The organism is Pseudomonas sp. DR48 (assembly GCF_019823085.1).
Lineage (GTDB): Bacteria > Pseudomonadota > Gammaproteobacteria > Pseudomonadales > Pseudomonadaceae > Aquipseudomonas.
Window position 1 is genome coordinate 333,999 of record NZ_CP081946.1, and the last position, 16,561, is coordinate 350,559.

At 59.2% G+C, this 16,561-nt stretch carries 16 protein-coding genes and 2 pseudogenes; 7 read left to right on the forward strand and 11 right to left on the reverse strand.

What is annotated here, in order from left to right:
• Positions 1 to 48: 48 nt before the first annotated feature.
• The gene (locus tag K5K95_RS01565; RefSeq protein WP_222588114.1) at positions 49 to 534 is read left to right on the forward strand and encodes a GNAT family N-acetyltransferase; all 486 of its coding nucleotides are present in this window, start codon (positions 49 to 51) and stop codon (positions 532 to 534) included.
• 168 nt (positions 535 to 702) lie between these two features.
• On the opposite strand, the gene K5K95_RS01570 is transcribed toward K5K95_RS01565, so the two are convergent.
• The 3 genes from K5K95_RS01570 to K5K95_RS01580 all read right to left on the reverse strand — a co-directional run bounded on the left by K5K95_RS01570 (position 703) and on the right by K5K95_RS01580 (position 2,725).
• Entirely contained in the window at positions 703 to 1,191 is a 489-nt protein-coding gene (locus K5K95_RS01570) for a GNAT family N-acetyltransferase (protein WP_222588115.1), read from the reverse strand.
• A gap of 317 nt (positions 1,192 to 1,508) precedes the next feature.
• Complete coding sequence (locus K5K95_RS01575; RefSeq protein WP_222588116.1) at positions 1,509 to 1,994, reverse strand: GyrI-like domain-containing protein; 486 nt, start codon at positions 1,992 to 1,994, stop codon at positions 1,509 to 1,511.
• 68 nt (positions 1,995 to 2,062) lie between these two features.
• Positions 2,063 to 2,725, reverse strand: coding sequence for a LysE family translocator (locus K5K95_RS01580; protein WP_222588117.1), 663 nt, complete (start codon positions 2,723 to 2,725; stop codon positions 2,063 to 2,065).
• A gap of 139 nt (positions 2,726 to 2,864) precedes the next feature.
• Between K5K95_RS01580 and alaC the strand changes: the two genes are divergently transcribed.
• Complete coding sequence (gene alaC / locus K5K95_RS01585) at positions 2,865 to 4,082, forward strand: alanine transaminase (RefSeq protein ID WP_222588118.1); 1,218 nt, start codon at positions 2,865 to 2,867, stop codon at positions 4,080 to 4,082.
• A gap of 169 nt (positions 4,083 to 4,251) precedes the next feature.
• Here the strand turns inward: alaC and K5K95_RS01590 are convergent, their stop codons facing one another.
• Together K5K95_RS01590 and K5K95_RS01595 are read right to left on the reverse strand one after the other, a co-directional pair.
• A complete protein-coding gene (locus K5K95_RS01590; protein WP_222588119.1) occupies positions 4,252 to 5,604 on the reverse strand; it encodes a GntP family permease in 1,353 nt (450 codons plus the stop codon).
• 82 nt (positions 5,605 to 5,686) lie between these two features.
• On the reverse strand, positions 5,687 to 6,220 hold the full coding sequence (locus K5K95_RS01595; RefSeq protein WP_090187259.1) for a gluconokinase: 534 nt from the start codon (positions 6,218 to 6,220) through the stop codon (positions 5,687 to 5,689).
• Positions 6,221 to 6,435: 215 nt separating this feature from the next.
• On the opposite strand from K5K95_RS01595, the gene K5K95_RS01600 reads away from it, so the two are divergent.
• The 4 genes from K5K95_RS01600 (at position 6,436) to K5K95_RS01615 (ending at position 10,569) form a co-directional block, all read left to right on the forward strand.
• On the forward strand, positions 6,436 to 7,467 hold the full coding sequence (locus tag K5K95_RS01600) for a LacI family DNA-binding transcriptional regulator (RefSeq protein ID WP_222588120.1): 1,032 nt from the start codon (positions 6,436 to 6,438) through the stop codon (positions 7,465 to 7,467).
• A gap of 191 nt (positions 7,468 to 7,658) precedes the next feature.
• Entirely contained in the window at positions 7,659 to 8,291 is a 633-nt protein-coding gene (locus K5K95_RS01605) for a glutathione S-transferase family protein (protein WP_090187264.1), read from the forward strand.
• 141 nt (positions 8,292 to 8,432) lie between these two features.
• Entirely contained in the window at positions 8,433 to 9,857 is a 1,425-nt protein-coding gene (locus K5K95_RS01610; RefSeq protein ID WP_222588121.1) for an MFS transporter, read from the forward strand.
• 154 nt (positions 9,858 to 10,011) lie between these two features.
• Entirely contained in the window at positions 10,012 to 10,569 is a 558-nt protein-coding gene (locus tag K5K95_RS01615) for a hypothetical protein (protein ID WP_222588122.1), read from the forward strand.
• Between the two features lie 60 nt (positions 10,570 to 10,629).
• Here K5K95_RS01615 and K5K95_RS33445 read toward each other — a convergent pair whose 3' ends face one another.
• The 3 genes and pseudogenes from K5K95_RS33445 to K5K95_RS01625 all read right to left on the reverse strand — a co-directional run bounded on the left by K5K95_RS33445 (position 10,630) and on the right by K5K95_RS01625 (position 13,204).
• Complete coding sequence (locus tag K5K95_RS33445; RefSeq protein ID WP_409999717.1) at positions 10,630 to 11,202, reverse strand: methyl-accepting chemotaxis protein; 573 nt, start codon at positions 11,200 to 11,202, stop codon at positions 10,630 to 10,632.
• Between the two features lie 18 nt (positions 11,203 to 11,220).
• Positions 11,221 to 11,949 (reverse strand): annotated as a pseudogene (locus K5K95_RS33450) (PAS domain-containing protein); the annotation flags it as partial.
• A gap of 358 nt (positions 11,950 to 12,307) precedes the next feature.
• Positions 12,308 to 13,204: pseudogene (locus K5K95_RS01625) on the reverse strand (LysR family transcriptional regulator).
• Between the two features lie 99 nt (positions 13,205 to 13,303).
• On the opposite strand from K5K95_RS01625, the gene gstA reads away from it, so the two are divergent.
• Positions 13,304 to 13,906 carry a glutathione transferase GstA gene (gstA, locus tag K5K95_RS01630; protein ID WP_222588124.1) on the forward strand — a complete coding sequence of 201 codons (603 nt, stop codon included), beginning with the start codon at positions 13,304 to 13,306 and terminating at the stop codon, positions 13,904 to 13,906.
• A gap of 128 nt (positions 13,907 to 14,034) precedes the next feature.
• On the opposite strand, the gene K5K95_RS01635 is transcribed toward gstA, so the two are convergent.
• From K5K95_RS01635 to K5K95_RS01645, 3 genes are all read right to left on the reverse strand, one after another.
• Complete coding sequence (locus tag K5K95_RS01635) at positions 14,035 to 15,048, reverse strand: ABC transporter substrate-binding protein (protein WP_222588125.1); 1,014 nt, start codon at positions 15,046 to 15,048, stop codon at positions 14,035 to 14,037.
• Positions 15,045 to 15,587: a sigma-70 family RNA polymerase sigma factor gene (locus K5K95_RS01640; protein WP_222588126.1), complete on the reverse strand. Its 543-nt coding sequence runs from the start codon at positions 15,585 to 15,587 to the stop codon at positions 15,045 to 15,047. Before K5K95_RS01640 ends, K5K95_RS01635 begins: the two co-directional genes overlap by 4 nt.
• A 115-nt stretch (positions 15,588 to 15,702) precedes the next feature.
• Entirely contained in the window at positions 15,703 to 16,494 is a 792-nt protein-coding gene (locus tag K5K95_RS01645; protein WP_222588127.1) for a phosphate/phosphite/phosphonate ABC transporter substrate-binding protein, read from the reverse strand.
• Positions 16,495 to 16,561 lie beyond the last annotated feature (67 nt).

Sequence of the window (16,561 nt, forward strand, 5' to 3'; positions counted from 1 at the left end):
ACTCGCTAGAATCCGAAACATATTTTGTGATGGAAAAAGGACACTCCAGTGATAACCCGACTCGTGCCTTATGAAAGCCTGAACGCGCTTCAGCGCCAGCAGATCGAGGCCATCGAAGTTCACAAAGAGCAAATCAGGTTCTCGGGCGACATCCACGGCGCCCTGCACTCGCTGCTTTCCAAACCTGGCCCCGGGGTCAAGGGATTTGCCCTGCTGGCCGAGGAGAAGCCAGTCGCCTTCCTGTTGCTCAAGCGTCCGCCGGTGCTGCCCGCGTGGGCCGACGAACACAGCGCCACCCTGCACGCCTTGCAAGTCGATCAGCGGGCTCAGGGCAAAGGTTATGGAAAGGCCTGCCTGCAAGCCTTGCCCGACGTCGCACGCCAGGCATTTCCAGAGATAAAAGCGTTGGAATTATCGGTGGATGCAGACAACGAAGCGGCCATCGCGCTCTATGCGAAATTCGGCTGGGTCGACAGCGGCGAAGCCTACAAGGGCCGGATCGGCTATGAACGGCGCATGAGTCTGGTTTTTTGAGACGCGTGCTGCAAGGCTGAGCGACAGCGTTCACGGACACAACACCTAACCCCTGTGGGAGTGAGCCTGCTCGCGATAGCGGTGTGTCAGACGACATCATCGGTGGCTGAGCCACCGCTATCGCGAGCAGGCTCACTCCCACAGGGGTCTGCGCTGTTTGATAGAGGTTTACAGCGCCAACACCATCTCATGCCACGCCATGCCGCCGTGGTCGGATTCCGAAGGCTTGATGTAGGCGAACCCGAATCCGGCATAGAGCGGAATGTGTCGTTCCTTGCACATCAAATGGATATGGGTTTTTTTCAGACCTCGCATCCGCTCGATGAATTCGGCCATCAATCGTTTGGCCAAACCCTGCCCCTGATAATCCGGGTGCACCACCACCGACATGATCACCACTTGCGGGCCGGCCGGGTCGTGGCCGATCAGTTCCTTGAAAGCTTCGTCTGACATTTGCACCTGAAACGCCGCACCGGAATTGATGAAACCGGCGACCACGCCGTCGACTTCGGCGACGATGAACCCCTCGGGCCAAGTGGCGATGCGGGTGGCGATTTTTTCCCGGGTGGCGGCTTCGTCACCTTCGTAGGCAACGGTTTCGATGGCGTAGCAACGGTCCAGGTCAGCAGGAATGACGTGGCGGATGACGGTGTTCATGGCAGCTCGGAATCAGCGAATGAGAAGGCTTGGGATCATAGATTAATAAGGTGTTCATATCGATCACCGCAGGCGCCGTAAAGCCTGCGTATAGGCGCTGTCATTGCTCGTTGGAGTGGATTATTGATGTGTCCTGTCTCTGGACATCAATAGGGGGAACTCACCATGAGCAGCGTTCAGATCGGTCTTCTTATGCTGTTGGGCATCAGCACGTTTGGCTTCATCACGTTGTCGATCGACCTGATGCGGGCGCGACGGATGAAGCGAGGCAAGTGATATCGAGAGGCGGACAGTCGATCCGCCTCTCGATGCGCTCATTACTCTTTGAGCGGCAGCCAGATTTCCAGCTTTCCGGTGTTCAGCTTCGGGTTGAAGTCTTCGCTGTAGCGTTCGAACTCCGGCGCGTCCGCCGCCTGATACCCGGACTGCGGCAGCCATGTCTTCCAGATGTATTGAAAAGTCTTGGGCAAGGTGTCCAGTGAACCCTTGTGCTCGAACACGGCATATTGCTGGGGCTGAACCTCGACCCAGCGGTACTTGTCGGGGAGGTCATCGAGCTTGCTGATTTCCACGCCGGCAATGTATTCGAAACCACCTTTGCCATCCGGATTGCAGCAGATGCCGTACGTTACTTCGCCTTTTTGACCAGGAATCTTGCCAATCTCGGGGATGAATTTTTCCCAGAGGTCGGGAATTTTCCTGGAAGTTTCCTGGGTAAATCGCCCGCCAAAACCGGCAATGAGCAGAAAGTGCCCATGTTCGATGCGTGGCTCGGCCGGTTTTACGACTTCTTGCTCATCCATGACTCAACTCCTGAGGCTAAAAAAGTGGGTTCGGCTGGGAGTATAGAAGCCCGAACCGATTCGCCCACTTACAGGGCCTGCAACTGCTCGACGGCGCCCGAGCCGATAAACTCGTTGTAGCCCGATAGAATCACGTAGACCGCGAAATAGCAGAAGATCGCCGCCGATGCCATGTAGGAGTAGCGCAGCAGTTTGTCGCCCAGCAACTTGCCGCCGTGACTCGCAGCGAAACACAACGCGACGCACCAGAGCACGCCAGCGCAGAGAAACCCGCCGAGAAACAACGCCGAACTCAGGGCGCCACTGCCGCCGGAGCGCGCGATCAAGGTGCCGCCCACTGCCGCAAACCACAGAATGGCGCTGGGGGATGACATGGCGAGGAAGATGCCACGGAAAAACTCCTTGCGATGGGAGTTCTGCCCCACTTCCGCAGACTGCGCCAGCACCGCCTCATGGTGAATCGCCGAGTAGATCATCTTCGCCGCGAAATACACCAGCAACGCCGAACCGCCGATCCACAGTACCCAGCGCACGGTTTCGTACTGCAGCAAAACCGTCATGCCCGCCAGTGCCAGCACCGCGTAGATCAGGTCGCCGACACAGGTCCCCAACCCCAGCGCAAAGCCTTGAAAATAGCCGCGCTGCATGGCCAGGGTGATCATCGCGATGTTGGCCACGCCGATATCCAGGCACAGCGAAAGGCTCAGCAAGAAGCCGCTGGTAAATTCCATCAACCGATTTCCTTCGGACAAATTTGTTTACAGAGTCGCTGGACAGTGTGCCATACCAGCCCTTATCTTCCGCAACAGGCCACCGCAGTGGCCAGCGTCGCTCGGACGGTTCCGGGCGCTCACGTTATCCGAGGCAACAATGGCCAATCCAGGTTCGCCGCGCCGCTTTGCGCGCATAGATCGACTCCCCCCTTACGTATTCAACATCACTGCCGAACTGAAGATGGCCGCCCGTCGTCGTGGCGAAGACATCATCGATTTCAGCATGGGCAACCCTGATGGCCCGACCCCGCCGCACATCGTCGAAAAACTGGTGACCGTCGCCCAGCGTGAAGACACCCACGGTTACTCGACGTCCAAAGGCATTCCACGTCTGCGCCGGGCGATTTCCAACTGGTACAAGGATCGCTACGCGGTCGATATCGACCCGGAAAGCGAAGCCATCGTGACCATCGGTTCCAAGGAAGGCCTGGCGCATTTGATGCTGGCCACCCTCGATCAGGGCGACACGGTCCTGGTGCCGAACCCGAGCTATCCGATTCACATCTACGGTGCCGTGATTGCCGGCGCCCAAGTGCGTTCGGTGCCGCTGATTCCTGGCGTGGACTTCTTCGCAGAACTGGAAAGCGCCATTCGTGGTTCGATCCCGAAACCGAAAATGATGATCCTCGGCTTCCCGTCCAACCCCACGGCCCAATGCGTGGAGCTGGATTTCTTCGAACGCGTGATCGCGCTCGCCAAACAGTACGACGTTTTGGTGGTGCACGACCTGGCTTACGCCGACATCGTCTACGACGGCTGGAAAGCCCCGTCGATCATGCAGGTGCCGGGCGCCAAGGACATCGCGGTGGAGTTTTTTACCCTGTCCAAGAGCTACAACATGGCGGGCTGGCGCATCGGTTTCATGGTCGGCAACGCCGAACTGGTCAACGCCCTGGCGCGGATCAAGAGTTATCACGACTACGGCACCTTCACCCCGCTGCAGGTCGCGGCCATTGCCGCGCTGGAAGGCGATCAGCAGTGCGTCAAAGACATCGCCGAGCAGTACCGGCAGCGACGCAACGTGCTGGTCAAAGGCCTGCATGAACTGGGCTGGATGGTCGAGAACCCGAAAGCCTCGATGTACGTCTGGGCGAAGATTCCCGAGGCGTATGCGCACCTGGGCTCGCTGGAATTCGCCAAGAAGATGCTCGCCGAGGCCAAGGTCTGCGTCTCGCCGGGTGTGGGATTCGGGGAATACGGGGATGATCATGTGCGCTTCGCGCTGATCGAAAACCAGGACCGGATTCGCCAGGCTGTGCGCGGGATTCGCGCGATGTTCCGGGCGGATGGGCTAGTAACCAAAACCAACGCCTGATCGATTAAGCAGACACAAAAAAACCGCAGCGATGCGGTTTTTTTGTACCTGATCGTTCCTACGCTCCGCGTGGGAATGCCGCTATGGACGCTCCGCGTCCACTGTGACGCGGAGCGTCACGGGATGCATTCCCACGCAGAGCGTGGGAACGATCAGTGCGACAGTGTGCTTAGACGAACATCGACAGCAGCAGGATAAAGCCCAGCGCCACAATGGACAGGATGGTTTCCATCGCGGTCCAGGTCTTGAAGGTTTCCGCCACGGTCATGTTGAAGTATTGCTTCACCAGCCAGAAACCCGCGTCGTTGACGTGAGACAGGATCAGCGAACCGGCACCGGTAGCCAGCACCAGCAGCTCACGGTTCACACCCGGAATCATCCCCACCACCGGCACCACGATGCCTGCGCCGGTAATGGTCGCCACGGTCGCAGAACCGGTCGCCACGCGAATCACTGCCGCCACCAGCCAGGCCAGCAGAATCGGCGAGATCTGGGCATTCACGGCCATGTGGCCGATCACGTCACCCACGCCGCTGGTCACCAGCATCTGCTTGAAGCCACCACCGGCACCGATGATCAGAATGATCGCGGCGGTCGGCGCGAGGCTGGCGTCGAGCAACTTCAGAATCTTGCTCGAACCCATGCCCTGCTTGTGGCCAAAGGTATACAGCGACAGCAGCAGCGCCAACAGCAACGCCGAGATCGGGTGACCGACCAGGTCCATGAAGGAGCGCGCGAAGTTGCCTTCCGGCAGCACCACGTCGGCAAAGGTCTTGAGCAACATCAGGAACACCGGCAGCAGCACGGTGACCAGGGTGATGCCAAAGCTTGGCAGCTCGGCCGCGTCCGGCTCGCGAGCCAGTTGATCCACCAGTTCCTGGTTAGGATGGCCAGGGATGTATTTGGCAATGAACGTGCCGTAGATCGGGCCGGCGATAATGGCCGTCGGCAGCGCAACGATCAGACCATAGAGAATGGTTTTACCGATGTCGGCACCAAACACGCCGATGGCCAGCAACGGACCCGGGTGCGGTGGCACCAGGCCGTGAACGGCGGACAGACCGGCCAGCAGCGGGATACCGATCTTGATGATCGACACGCCGGTACGCCGGGCGACGATGAACACCAACGGAATCAGCAGCACGAAACCGATTTCGAAGAACAGCGGAATGCCGACCAGGAACGCGGCGAACATCATGGCCCACTGCACCTTGTCCTTGCCGAACGCCCGGATCAAGGTCTGGGCAATCTGATCCGCCCCGCCCGACTCGGCCATCATCTTGCCGAGCATCGTGCCCAGCGCAAGGATGATCCCGACGAAACCGAGCACCCCACCGAAGCCGTCCTGGAACGCCTTGATGATGGTGCCGATCGGCATGCCGGAGGTCAGCCCGAGGAATGCGGCGGCAATGATCAGGGCAATGAACGGGTGGAGCTTGAACTTGGTGATCAGGACGATAAGCCCGATCACCGTGACCACTGCATCGAGCAGCAGGAACGTCTCGTGGGACATGCCAAACATTAGGGGTGTCTCCTGGTTGTTGTTGTTATTAAAGCGGGTAATTCGCACGCGATAAGGACAGCGCTATCTTTTCTGGCCAGACTCATACGGCGAGTTTCAGGCCGTGTTCCAGCCACCAGACATGCGCCTGCTTCGCCAATTGCTCGACGCTGTGGTTCGACGCGTCCAGAGCCAGGGTCAGGGGCTCGCCAACGGGCGATTCAAGCGTGGCGAACTGGCTGTCGATCAGGGTCGATGGCATGAAGTGGCCAGGCCGGTGAGACACACGATCGGCGGCAACTTCAGGAGTCAGCTCAAGAAAAACGAAGCCCAGGCCAGGCAAGGCGCTGCGCAGACGTTCGCGATAACTGTGTTTGAGGGCCGAGCAGGTCAGCACCGGGCGCTCGCCCTTGGCATCCACGCGGCGCAGCTCATCGCACAGGCTGTCGAGCCAGCCGGCACGGTCTTCGTCGTCCAGGGGGATACCCGCGCTCATCTTTTCGATATTGGCGGCAGGGTGAAAAGTGTCGCCTTCAATGGCGGTCGCGCCGCTGAGTTGGCACAAGGCCTCGCTGACGCAAGTCTTGCCGCAACCGGCAACGCCCATGATGACCAGGGCGGTGATGGGATGATTCATGTAACACCTCAGCGCGCAGACAGCGCTACCTTTGACAGTTGTGACACTGGAACAAAAGCAGAAGTTGCCGACGCCTTCTTGTCATTTTTGTGGGTTGCAGCATGTTCGTTCCCAATGCCAAAAAGCGGGGATCAGGCAAACCCCGCTCACGCATTTGCAGCTGCATCGAGACAGCGCTACCTTAGTGCCTCGAATTTTGTTTGGCAAGCCGCTCGATGAACTCCCCTAAAAACGATAAAAATACGCGCACCACTGGCCGCCCGACCTTGAACGAAGTCGCACGCCTGGCTGGTGTCAGCCCGATCACCGCCTCCCGCGCCTTGCGCGGTGTCAGCACAGTGGCCACCGAACTGGTGGAAAAAGTGCAGAAAGCGGCGCTTGAACTCAACTACGTGGTCAACCCTGCTGCCCGGGCGTTAGCCTCGGCCCAGAGCCATTCGGTGGTGGTTCTGGTGCCGTCGCTGTCCAACTTGCTGTTCATTGATACGCTGGAAGCCATTCATCAGGTTTTGCGCCCCAAGAGCTTCGAAGTCCTGATCGGCAACTTCCATTACTCGCGCGATGAAGAAGAAAACCTGCTGCGCAATTACATGGCGTATCAGCCGCGCGGTTTGCTGCTGACCGGTTTCGACCGCACTGAAAGTTCTCGGCGGATGATCGAGGCGAGCAACATCCCGTGCGTCTACATGATGGAACTGGACAGTGCAGCGGGCGTGAACTGTGTGGGTTTTTCGCAGCTCGCCGCCGGCGAAACCGCAGCCGAGCATTTGCTGTCCCGCGGGCGCAAACGCTTGGCCTACATCGGCGCGCAGCTGGACCAACGCACGTTGTTGCGTGGCGAAGGTTTTCGCAAGGCGCTGCAAAAGGCCGGCTTGTATGACCCGGATCTGGAAATACTGACACCGCGCGCCTCCTCCGTTGGTCTGGGTGGCGAGTTGTTCTTACAGCTTATTGCCGCTCATCCGGATGTCGATGCGATCTTCTTCGGCAACGACGACCTGGCACAAGGCGCGCTGCTGGAAGCCATGCGCTGCGGGATCAAAATCCCCGAACGCGTAGCGATCCTCGGCTTCAACGACCTGCCTGCCTCGGCGCACATGGTCCCGCGCCTGAGCAGCATCAGCACCCCGCGCGAGGCCATCGGCCGCCGTTCGGCGGAGTTGATGTTGACGCTGCTGGCCGGCAATTCAGTGGCAAAACCGGTGCAGGACATGGGGTTTGAGTTGAAGGTACGCGAGAGCACCTGACCGATGGGAGCGAGCTGGCACCCACAGTGAATCGCCGCGTGCTTGAACGGCGCCTCGTTCAAGCAGTGGGATTTCAACTAACCTTGATAGTGCTCCCGTGCATCTGTGCTCAGTCCGCATCGGCGCAATACGATCCTGCTCGAAATGTCTGTTAGATTCCTGAAGCGTCGAATCGCTAACGGAGTAGCTCAATGGAACATGCACTGAAAATTCTGGGTAAAGCCTCCTCCATCAACGTCAGAAAAGTTCTGTGGACGTGTGAGGAACTGGGCGTTCCCTACGAACGAGAAGACTGGGGCGGCGGTTACGCGTCGACCCACACGGCGGAGTTTCTCCGGCTCAATCCCAATGCCCAGGTCCCGGTGATCATCGATGAGGCGGGTGTGCTGTGGGAGTCGAACACCATCTGCCGTTACCTGGCCGGCAAACACCATAACACCGACTTGCTGCCGCACGAACCGGCGGCACGCGCTCGGGTGGAACAGTGGATGGATTGGCAAGCCACTGAACTGAACAGTTCCTGGAGCTATGCCTTTACGGCACTGGTGCGCAAAGACCCGGAGTTCCAGGACCCGCATCACATCGCCGCCGGCGTACGCGGCTGGAACCAGAAGATGGGCATCCTCGAGCATCAGCTCGCGACCACCAAAGCCTACGTCGCCGGACCACGCTTCACCCTCGCCGACATCGTCATCGGCTTGTCCGTCAACCGCTGGCTGATGACGCCGATGGAGCGTCCCGACTACCCGGCCATCGACGAGTATTTTCAACGATTGGCCCAACGTCCCGGTTTCCTGAAATACGGCTGCAACGGCCTGCCTTGAGCGGCCCTGCGCTACAAATCACTAAAAAACGAGCATACGCTGCAACAACCGGGCGAATCTCGGTGCAAAGGCGCCGAGATTCACAACCATTGATTCCGATAGCAGGCTAAGCTTCTCCATCAATAAGAAATGGACAAGCCCATGACTGCGCATACCCCAGCCGCCGCTCAAACCGACGGCATCGACCCCGTTCGCGCCGCGCAGATTTCTGCTCGCATCGACCGACTTCCCGCCGTCGCGACCCTCTGGCGCCTGGTGGCGCTGCTCTCGATCGGTGGTTTTTTCGAACTCTATGACCTGTTCCAGACCGCCTATATCAGCCCGGGCCTGATCCGCGACGGCATCTTCGCCACCGGCAGTCAGGGCGTGTTCGGTTTCTCTGACCAGGCAGCGTTCGCCTCCGCGACGTTTCTCGGGCTGTTCCTTGGCGCGAGTTTGCTGAGCCCGCTGGCCGACCGTTTCGGACGCCGCGCGATCTTCACCTTCGCGCTGATCTGGTACACCGTCGCAACGGTGGCGATGGGTGTTCAGAGCTCGGCACTGGGCATTATCTGCATGCGGTTTCTGGTGGGCATCGGACTGGGTATCGAGCTGGTGACCATCGATGCTTACCTCTCGGAACTGGTGCCTAAACGCATGCGCAGTTCGGCGTTTGCCTTCGCCTTTTTCGTGCAGTTTCTGTCGGTGCCGGCGGTGGCGCTGATGTCGTGGTGGCTGGTGCCGCAGGCGCCGTTCGGTGTGTCCGGCTGGCGTTGGGTGGTGTTGGCGAGTGCGGTATTTGCGCTGTTCATCTGGTGGCTGCGTTCACGGTTGCCGGAATCGCCGCGCTGGCTGGCCCAGCATGGCCGGTTCGACGAGGCCAGCGCGATTGTCGATGACATCGAAGCGCGCTGTGTGAAAGATCAGGGCAAGCCACTGGACGAGCCGGAACTGGCCGCCGTGGACATTCAAGGCACTGGCCGCTTCGCCGATATCTGGCAGCCGCCCTATCGTCGTCGGGCGCTGATGCTGATTGTCTTCCATGTGTTCCAGGCCATCGGCTTCTTCGGCTTCGGCAACTGGCTGCCAGCGCTGCTTTCCGGTCAGGGCGTGAGTGTCACGCACAGCTTGATGTACGCCTTCATCATCACCCTCGCCTACCCGCTCGGGCCGCTGCTGTTTGTGAAGTTTGCCAACCGTTTCGAGAACAAGTGGCAGATCGTCGGTTCGGCACTCGGTGCGATGACCTTCGGTACGCTGTTCGCGATGCAGACCAGCGCCTTCGGCCTGATCTTCTGCGGAGTGATGATTACTTTCTGCAACGCCTGGCTGAGCTTCAGCTATCACTCTTATCAAAGTGAATTGTTCCCCACCAACATCCGCGCCCGCGCCGTGGGGTTCTGTTATTCGTTCAGCCGATTGTCGACGGTGTTCAGCAGTTTGCTGATCGGGATTTTCCTCGAGCACTTCGGCACACCGGGCGTGCTGGCGTTCATTGTCGCCAGCATGCTGATCGTGATGTTGACCATCGGCTGGTTTGGCCCGCGCACCCGCAACCTGGCGCTGGAAAATATCGCGCACCGCTGAGACGTCGGCGGTTGATGGCTGCCGCCCAGCGGCAAATATTGACCGCCCTCCCCGTGCAACCTGTCCCTCCAGGCCCGGCAAACACGGGCCCGGGACAACGGCACGCTAATTGCTCGCGTCCTCAGGTCAGTCATTAACTGCAGGTTTAACCATCATGTTTGTCAGTGCAAAACAAACGCAGATTATTCCCCTGGCCAAGAAGCTCGGCAAAGACCCGGCGGCTGAAGTGGCGGCCGGGCTGCAGAGCGGCGTTCAGAACTCGATGTTTCAAGCCTTTCAAACCAATGGGCAGGCGCAGGTTCAGTCGTCCGCCACTGGACAGGCCACCCAGCAAGTCAGCGAGGCCAGCAAAATCAGCGACAACGTCAATGAAGCGTTCGCCAAAACCCGAGTGGCGCTGCAAGCCGCCGACTCTGCCAAGCTGCCAGCCAACGCTCAAGCCAAGGCCACTGACAGCACGGCCATGACCGACTTCAAGGACTACATGAGCAAGACGCCGGAACAGCGTATGCACGACAGCATCCTGAAAGAGATGGGCATCACCGAAGAAGACCTCAAAGCCATGCCGCCAGAAAAACAACTGGCCATTAGCAAAGAGATCGCCCAGCGCATGGAAGACAAGATGAAGCTGGCGTCGACCGAGAAAGCTGGCGACAGCAGCACTGCAAAAGACACGCCCCAGGTCGTCGACAAATTCCTTGCTTCACTTTGAAGACACAGGGACTTTTTGTAGGAGCCAGCCGTTCGGCTCCTACAAAGGCATTGCCGCGACTCAGATGATCTGCAACGTCGAATTAAACTGACTGATCGCATCCACCACATGCCGCGAGCCCTGCTGAATTTCTAGAATCACCTCGCCCGCCTCGTTCGCCAGTTCCACTCCCAGACCGGTTCGGCTCAAGCTCGATTGCATGCTCGTCACGGCGCTCATCGATAAATCGTGGTTCTTGCGCACCACGTCAACAATCTCCACCGTCGCCTGACTCGTGCGTGCCGCAAGGCTGCGAACTTCGTCGGCCACCACGGCAAACCCGCGTCCGTGGTCGCCGGCCCGCGCGGCTTCGATGGCCGCATTCAGCGCCAGCAAATTGGTCTGGTCGGCGATGCCGCGAATGGTCTGGACGATGGTGCCGATGATGTCGGACTGCTTGCTGACCGCATCGATGCTCTGCGCCGCTTCGTTCAAGTCCCGGGAAATGTCCTGGATGATCTGCACGGTTTGCTGCACCACCTGAGACCCCTTCTGCGCGCAGGCGTCGTTTTGCACCGAGGTGCTGTGGGCCGACTCCGCTGCGGTCTGCAACGTCGTCACTTGCTCGGTGATGTCGCTGGCAAACTTCACCACTTTGTACAAACGGCCCTTGGCATCGAACAACGGGTTGTAAGAGGCCTCGAGGAACACCGTATGCCCGTGCTTGTCTTTGCGCTCGAAACGGTGCGAGTGATATTCGCCGCGATTGAGTGAAGCCCAGAACGCCTTGTACGCCTGCGACTCGGATTCGGCGCGGTGGCAAAACAGGCTGTGATGCTGGCCGATCACTTCGTTGAGCGAGTAATGCATCGTCTTCAGAAAGTTGTCGTTGGCGGTGATGACTTTGCCTTCGGGGGTGAACTCGATCACCGCCATGGAACGGCCAATCGCAGAGAGCATGCTTTCTTCTTCGTGTTCCTTGTAAACCCTGTCGGAAATATCCGTTGCGACTTTGATCACGCTTTTAACCTGGCGATCGGCACCGAACACCGGCATATAACTGGCCTCGAGCCAAACCTCCTTGCCTTGCTTGTTCAACCGCAAAAACGTACCGCCGACGGGTTCGCCACGGGCCAGGTCTCGCCACAACTTTGCGTATTCCTCACTGCGGTAGAACGCTTCTTCGCAAAAGATCCGGTGGTGTTTGCCGCGAACTTCTTCGGCGCTGTAACCCATTGCGCGGCAAAAGTTGTCGTTGGCATCGAGCACGATGCCCTCCGGGGTGAACTCAATCATGGCCATCGAGCGGCTGACCGCCGCCAACTTGGCGTTGGCTTCGCTCAGCGCGCAACTGAATCGTTGGATTTCCTGCAGATCTGCCTTGTGATGTAGGTTAAACATGGTTGTATCACCTTAAGCGCGTTCTTTTGATTGATGAAAGTTCTTCGGTCTTTCAACGGCTCTACCAAATCGCTTCTTGGTACAGGCACACGCGTTCCTCCACGGGAGGAAATGTCAGGTGATCAATGATGTTCAATCGGAGAGTCCATAGCAGTACTCTGATCAAGACATCCTTCTCTTGATAGCCCGGAACCGGGCCAGTCCTAACGGTTTCATCAGTAATTCCCTTTAGCGCACAGCTTCCTTGTTGTTCAGTGTGGTGCCGTGGGTTGCGCACGTTTGCGGTGTCATTGGCTATCGCCAGCGACATACTCAGTTACAAGTCAGCGTAGACAGCCACCGCGGGGGCGCAAGGCCACTAGTCAGCCAGCATTGAGGACAAAATCGGTTCAGCGAGCATGTTGAGCAATGCTTGCACGGCGGCTGAAGGTTCCCGGGTCGGCGTGACCACCAAGGCAAACTCGCGCTCGATACGCGGGTGGACGGGCATCACGCGCAGGCCTTAGCGATGAGTGGGCAGCGTCAATTCGGGCACCAGCGTCACGCCGATGTTTTCCCGCACCAGCGTGAACGCGCTGCTCCACTCCCGGACCTCGACCCGAACGTCACGTAACTGCAAGCCAGCATCTGCGGCCAGGCTGCGAGCGTTGGTTGAACAACCGCCCGTGGCCAATACGAAAGGTTCCTGCGCCAACTCCGCAAGGGTAATGCCGACCTCGTTCGAACGGCGCGCCAAAGGATGACCGATCGGGACGACGGCCATCCAGGCATCACGTCCCAAATGACTGGCCTTGCGCTCGGGGGGCGGGTTCAACACCACGCCGACATCCACCAGCCCGGCGTCGAGCAGTGCTTCAATTTCATCGTCGCTGACCTCAAGTGCCACCACTTCAATGCCGGGATAGAGCCGATTGAACTGGCGCAACAGTGGCGGCAGGAACGTGGCCAGCACCATGGGGAAACTGGCCAAGCGAATCGTGCCGCGTTGAATGCCTTTGGCGGCATCTACGCTGCTGCGAATATTTTCCAAAGCGCCAAGCATGGTTCGCGCGTGTTCGATCACCGGCAAGCCGATGGCCGTTGGCAACGTTTGGCGATGTTCCCGATTGAACAATTGAACGCCCAATGTTTCTTCAATCAAGGCCAACGCCTGGCTCGCACCTGACTGGGTCATGCCAACGCGCTCGGCGGCCCGGGTGATGTTGCCGGTATCAGCCACCGCCACCACCATTCGCCAATGCATCAGATTCATCATGGCAGTAGCTTTCCTTATGGCTGTGTTCTGAAAGAGTAACTTTACCGAGGGCACCGCGCACTATGACACTGGCGTAAATCCCCAACCAGAGCCGTCCCGATGAAGTTGTATTACGCCCCCCAAGCCTGCTCGCTGGCGCCGCATATCGTGCTGCGTGAACTGGATCTGCCATTCGAATTGATCCGCGTTGATAACCGCACCAAAAAAACGGTTGAGGGCGATGACTTCCTCGCGATCAACCCAAAGGGTTACGTCGCGGCCTTGCAGCTGGATAACGGCGAAGTGTTGACCGAAGGCCCGGCGATCCTGCAATACCTGGCGGACCTGCGACCGGACGCAAACCTGGCACCGGCGAGCGGGACGTTCCAGCGGGTACGGTTGCAAGAGTGCTTGAACTTTGTCTCGACAGAGATTCATGGCGGACTGGGCTGGCTGTTCAATTCGCAGTTTCCGGAGGCGGTAAAAGCGCTGATCAAAGAGAAGCTGTTCAAGCGATTGGCGGTGTTGAACGAAACGCTGGGGCGGCAAGATTATTTGCTGGCGGGTGGGTTCGGCATCGCCGATGCGTATCTGTTTACGGTGCTGCGCTGGGCGCCACTGTTTGCCATTGATTTTAATCAGTGGCCGGCGTTGGTGCGGTTTCAGGCCAGCATTGAGCAACGGCCAGCAGTGAAAGCCGCGTTGGCTGCGGAGTTGGTGTAGAGAGCGACATCGCCGCTCCCACACGGGATCTGAGGCTTACACACATTTTGTGCTCTCAGCAGATCCAATGTGGGAGCGAGCCTGCTCGCGAATGCAGTCGCTCATGCGTCGCAAAACATCAGGAAAAACTACAGACTCGCACTCACCTTGCTCGCCACTTCCCCCGGCACCCAGCCCTTCCAGACCTGCGGTTGATCCCGCAAAAACGCTTCTGCGACTTGACGCGGTTGCTGGCGTTTTTCGCTCATTTGCCCCAGCGTCTGGTTAAGCAAATCGATCGGAAAGTCGACTTTTTCGAAGAACGCCACCAGGTCCGGGTACTGCGCCTTGAACGGTGCGGACACACCAATGGCCAGGCTCGCCGGCATGGAACGAGTGCCCTTGGGATTGGGGTTGTTGGCATCGGCCAAGGTCTTCCATGCCTCGGCGTTAAAGGCCGGTTCTTCGAGTTTCACCAGTTTGAAGCGCCCCAGCAGCGGCGTCGGCGACCAGTAGTAGAACAACACCGGTTTGCCACGGCGGATCGATGACGCGACCTCGGCATCCAGCGCAGCGCCAGAGCCTGTACGGAAGTTGACGTAACTGGCGGTCAGGTCGTAAGCCTTGAGTTTCTGGCTGTTGACGATCTCCGAGGTCCAGCCGGTCGGGCTGTTGAGGAAGCGTCCGCGACTTGGGTCTTCGGGATCGCGGAACACGTCCTTGTAGCGGGCCAGGTCGGCGACGGATTTCAGTTCCGGCGCCAGGGGTTTGATGCCGCGTTCCGGGTCGCCCTTGATCACGTATTCCGGCACCCACCAACCCTCGGTGGCGCCTTTGACCGTGTCACCCAAACCAAACACCTTGCCCTCGGCGGAGGCCTTGACCCACGCCGGACTGCGCCCCGCCCACTCTTCGCCGATCACCTGGATGTCGTTCTTGGCCAGCGCCGCTTCGAGGCTGACGGTGCTGCCCGGCAACGTGTCGGTCGGGTAGCCATAGCCTTTCTCGACGATCAGACGCAGGATTTCGGTGATCAGGCTGCCGCTTTCCCACGTGATATCGCCAAAGTGAATCGGCGCGGCTTTTTCCGCGGCCGGCACGTGGGTTGCGACAAGGCTCAGCGCCAACAGCGAACTGCCGAGCAGGGTTTTGATCGATCTCATGCGGACCTCCGGGTCAGGGCATTCAAGGGTTGGTTGGCGCTGTGCCGGTCGCACAGTGCCTGGGAGCGGGTCATGTAGACGCTGACCGAGCGTTGGGAGATGCCCAGCTCGGCGGCGATTTGCGGGTACGTCAGGCCGTCGACGCGTGACAACAGGAAGGTCTCCCTGACTTTGCCCGGCAAGCGTCCAAGCGTCTGGTCGAGGCCCTGCAATGCCTGGCTGAGTTGCGCCAGTTCCTCAGGCGATTTCACGGATGGGTGATCGTCGTATTGCAACTGGTCGAGGTGCTGGTGTTCCTGTTTGCGGCGGCGCCAGAGCTGATAGATCAACCGGCGGGCGATGGTGGTGAGCAAGGCACGAGGCTCGCGAATCGGTGTCAGCCCTGGGGCTTGCAGCAGTTGCACGAAGGTTTCAGCGGCGACGTCTTCGACGCTGGGGCTGGCGCCCAGATGCCGACGCAGGTGTGCGCACAGCCAGGAATAATGGGTGCGAAACAAGCCGTCGATGTGGTTGCGATGGGATACGTCGGTGCCGGACATAGAGGCTCCAAGGTTAGGGGTCGCTGAATGTCCGGTGATCCGGTGGCGCGATCCTAGCAAGGAGCCTTATTCTTTAATAATACTTAAAATGAATTTTTATATTCTATTTAGGAATTTAACGTAAACGCCCAAATCCCAAGGCCTCAGCTTCCTCCTGATAGTCGAGAACTACCTGATAGTCGCTTTCAGTGGCTGGCAATACTTCATGCAGTCCCAGGATCTCAACGACGTCGGGCAACCTTTTCAGGGTCTGATTCATCGCCTGACGCAGCTGCTCTGCCTGGCCATCCGTGACGCCCAAAGCCGTGATGTACGGCAAGGTCGGGCTGAACGCGCTTCGGGCAACGATGCGTAATCCGGCGACTTCTTGCTCGGCATGTCGCGCCAGATAGGCGAAGGTCACACTGTCGATGGCCGCCAGGTCCGCACGATCTTCGCGCAGCCAACGCAGGCTCTCGCGGTGGCTACCGCTGATGGCGACACTGGAAAAGAATTGCCCGTCGCGATGCAGCGGCGCCAGGCGGTGCCGCAACAGGTTCATGCCGCTGTTGGAGTCTTCGCCGTTGATCACGCCGCGACTGTCGCGCCAGTCGGACAAGGTTCGCCGTGGGTCATCGGCGCGGCTCAGGAGCAGGCTGCAATGATTACCGCCGGTGCTGTCTGGGAGCTCGTAACGCGGTCGACCAATGACCCGGACCTTACCGCGCAACGCGGTCATCAGCGGGTAGCCGCAGGTCTGGGTCAGCAGCAATTGCGGGGACAGCCAGAGGTCCATCAGCGACAGGCCTTCGGCGCTGAGTCGGGTGGCGCCCAGCTGCGCGAAGATCTGCGCCAGCCACCGCTCGTTGGCCTGGCGGATTGGCTCGGGGGCGACGTACATCAGTAGTTCAGCGTAGTGGTGGGTCATCTCGGATGTTCCATAAAGTCACTTCCCCTGTGGGAGCGGGCTTGCCCGCGAATGCAATCTGCCTGAC

Coding starts and splice junctions, on each gene's coding strand:
- K5K95_RS01575 (WP_222588116.1), bottom strand. CDS start 1,994: ATGGATGAGCAAGAAGTCGTAAAACCGGCCGAGCCACGCATCGAACAT.
- K5K95_RS01615 (WP_222588122.1), top strand. CDS start 10,012: ATGTTTGTCAGTGCAAAACAAACGCAGATTATTCCCCTGGCCAAGAAG.
- alaC (WP_222588118.1), top strand. CDS start 2,865: ATGGCCAATCCAGGTTCGCCGCGCCGCTTTGCGCGCATAGATCGACTC.
- K5K95_RS01590 (WP_222588119.1), bottom strand. CDS start 5,604: ATGTTTGGCATGTCCCACGAGACGTTCCTGCTGCTCGATGCAGTGGTC.
- K5K95_RS01645 (WP_222588127.1), bottom strand. CDS start 16,494: ATGACCCACCACTACGCTGAACTACTGATGTACGTCGCCCCCGAGCCA.
- K5K95_RS01580 (WP_222588117.1), bottom strand. CDS start 2,725: ATGGAATTTACCAGCGGCTTCTTGCTGAGCCTTTCGCTGTGCCTGGAT.
- K5K95_RS01635 (WP_222588125.1), bottom strand. CDS start 15,048: ATGAGATCGATCAAAACCCTGCTCGGCAGTTCGCTGTTGGCGCTGAGC.
- K5K95_RS01610 (WP_222588121.1), top strand. CDS start 8,433: ATGACTGCGCATACCCCAGCCGCCGCTCAAACCGACGGCATCGACCCC.
- K5K95_RS01640 (WP_222588126.1), bottom strand. CDS start 15,587: ATGTCCGGCACCGACGTATCCCATCGCAACCACATCGACGGCTTGTTT.
- K5K95_RS01605 (WP_090187264.1), top strand. CDS start 7,659: ATGGAACATGCACTGAAAATTCTGGGTAAAGCCTCCTCCATCAACGTC.
- K5K95_RS01595 (WP_090187259.1), bottom strand. CDS start 6,220: ATGAATCATCCCATCACCGCCCTGGTCATCATGGGCGTTGCCGGTTGC.
- K5K95_RS01570 (WP_222588115.1), bottom strand. CDS start 1,191: ATGAACACCGTCATCCGCCACGTCATTCCTGCTGACCTGGACCGTTGC.
- K5K95_RS01600 (WP_222588120.1), top strand. CDS start 6,436: ATGAACTCCCCTAAAAACGATAAAAATACGCGCACCACTGGCCGCCCG.
- gstA (WP_222588124.1), top strand. CDS start 13,304: ATGAAGTTGTATTACGCCCCCCAAGCCTGCTCGCTGGCGCCGCATATC.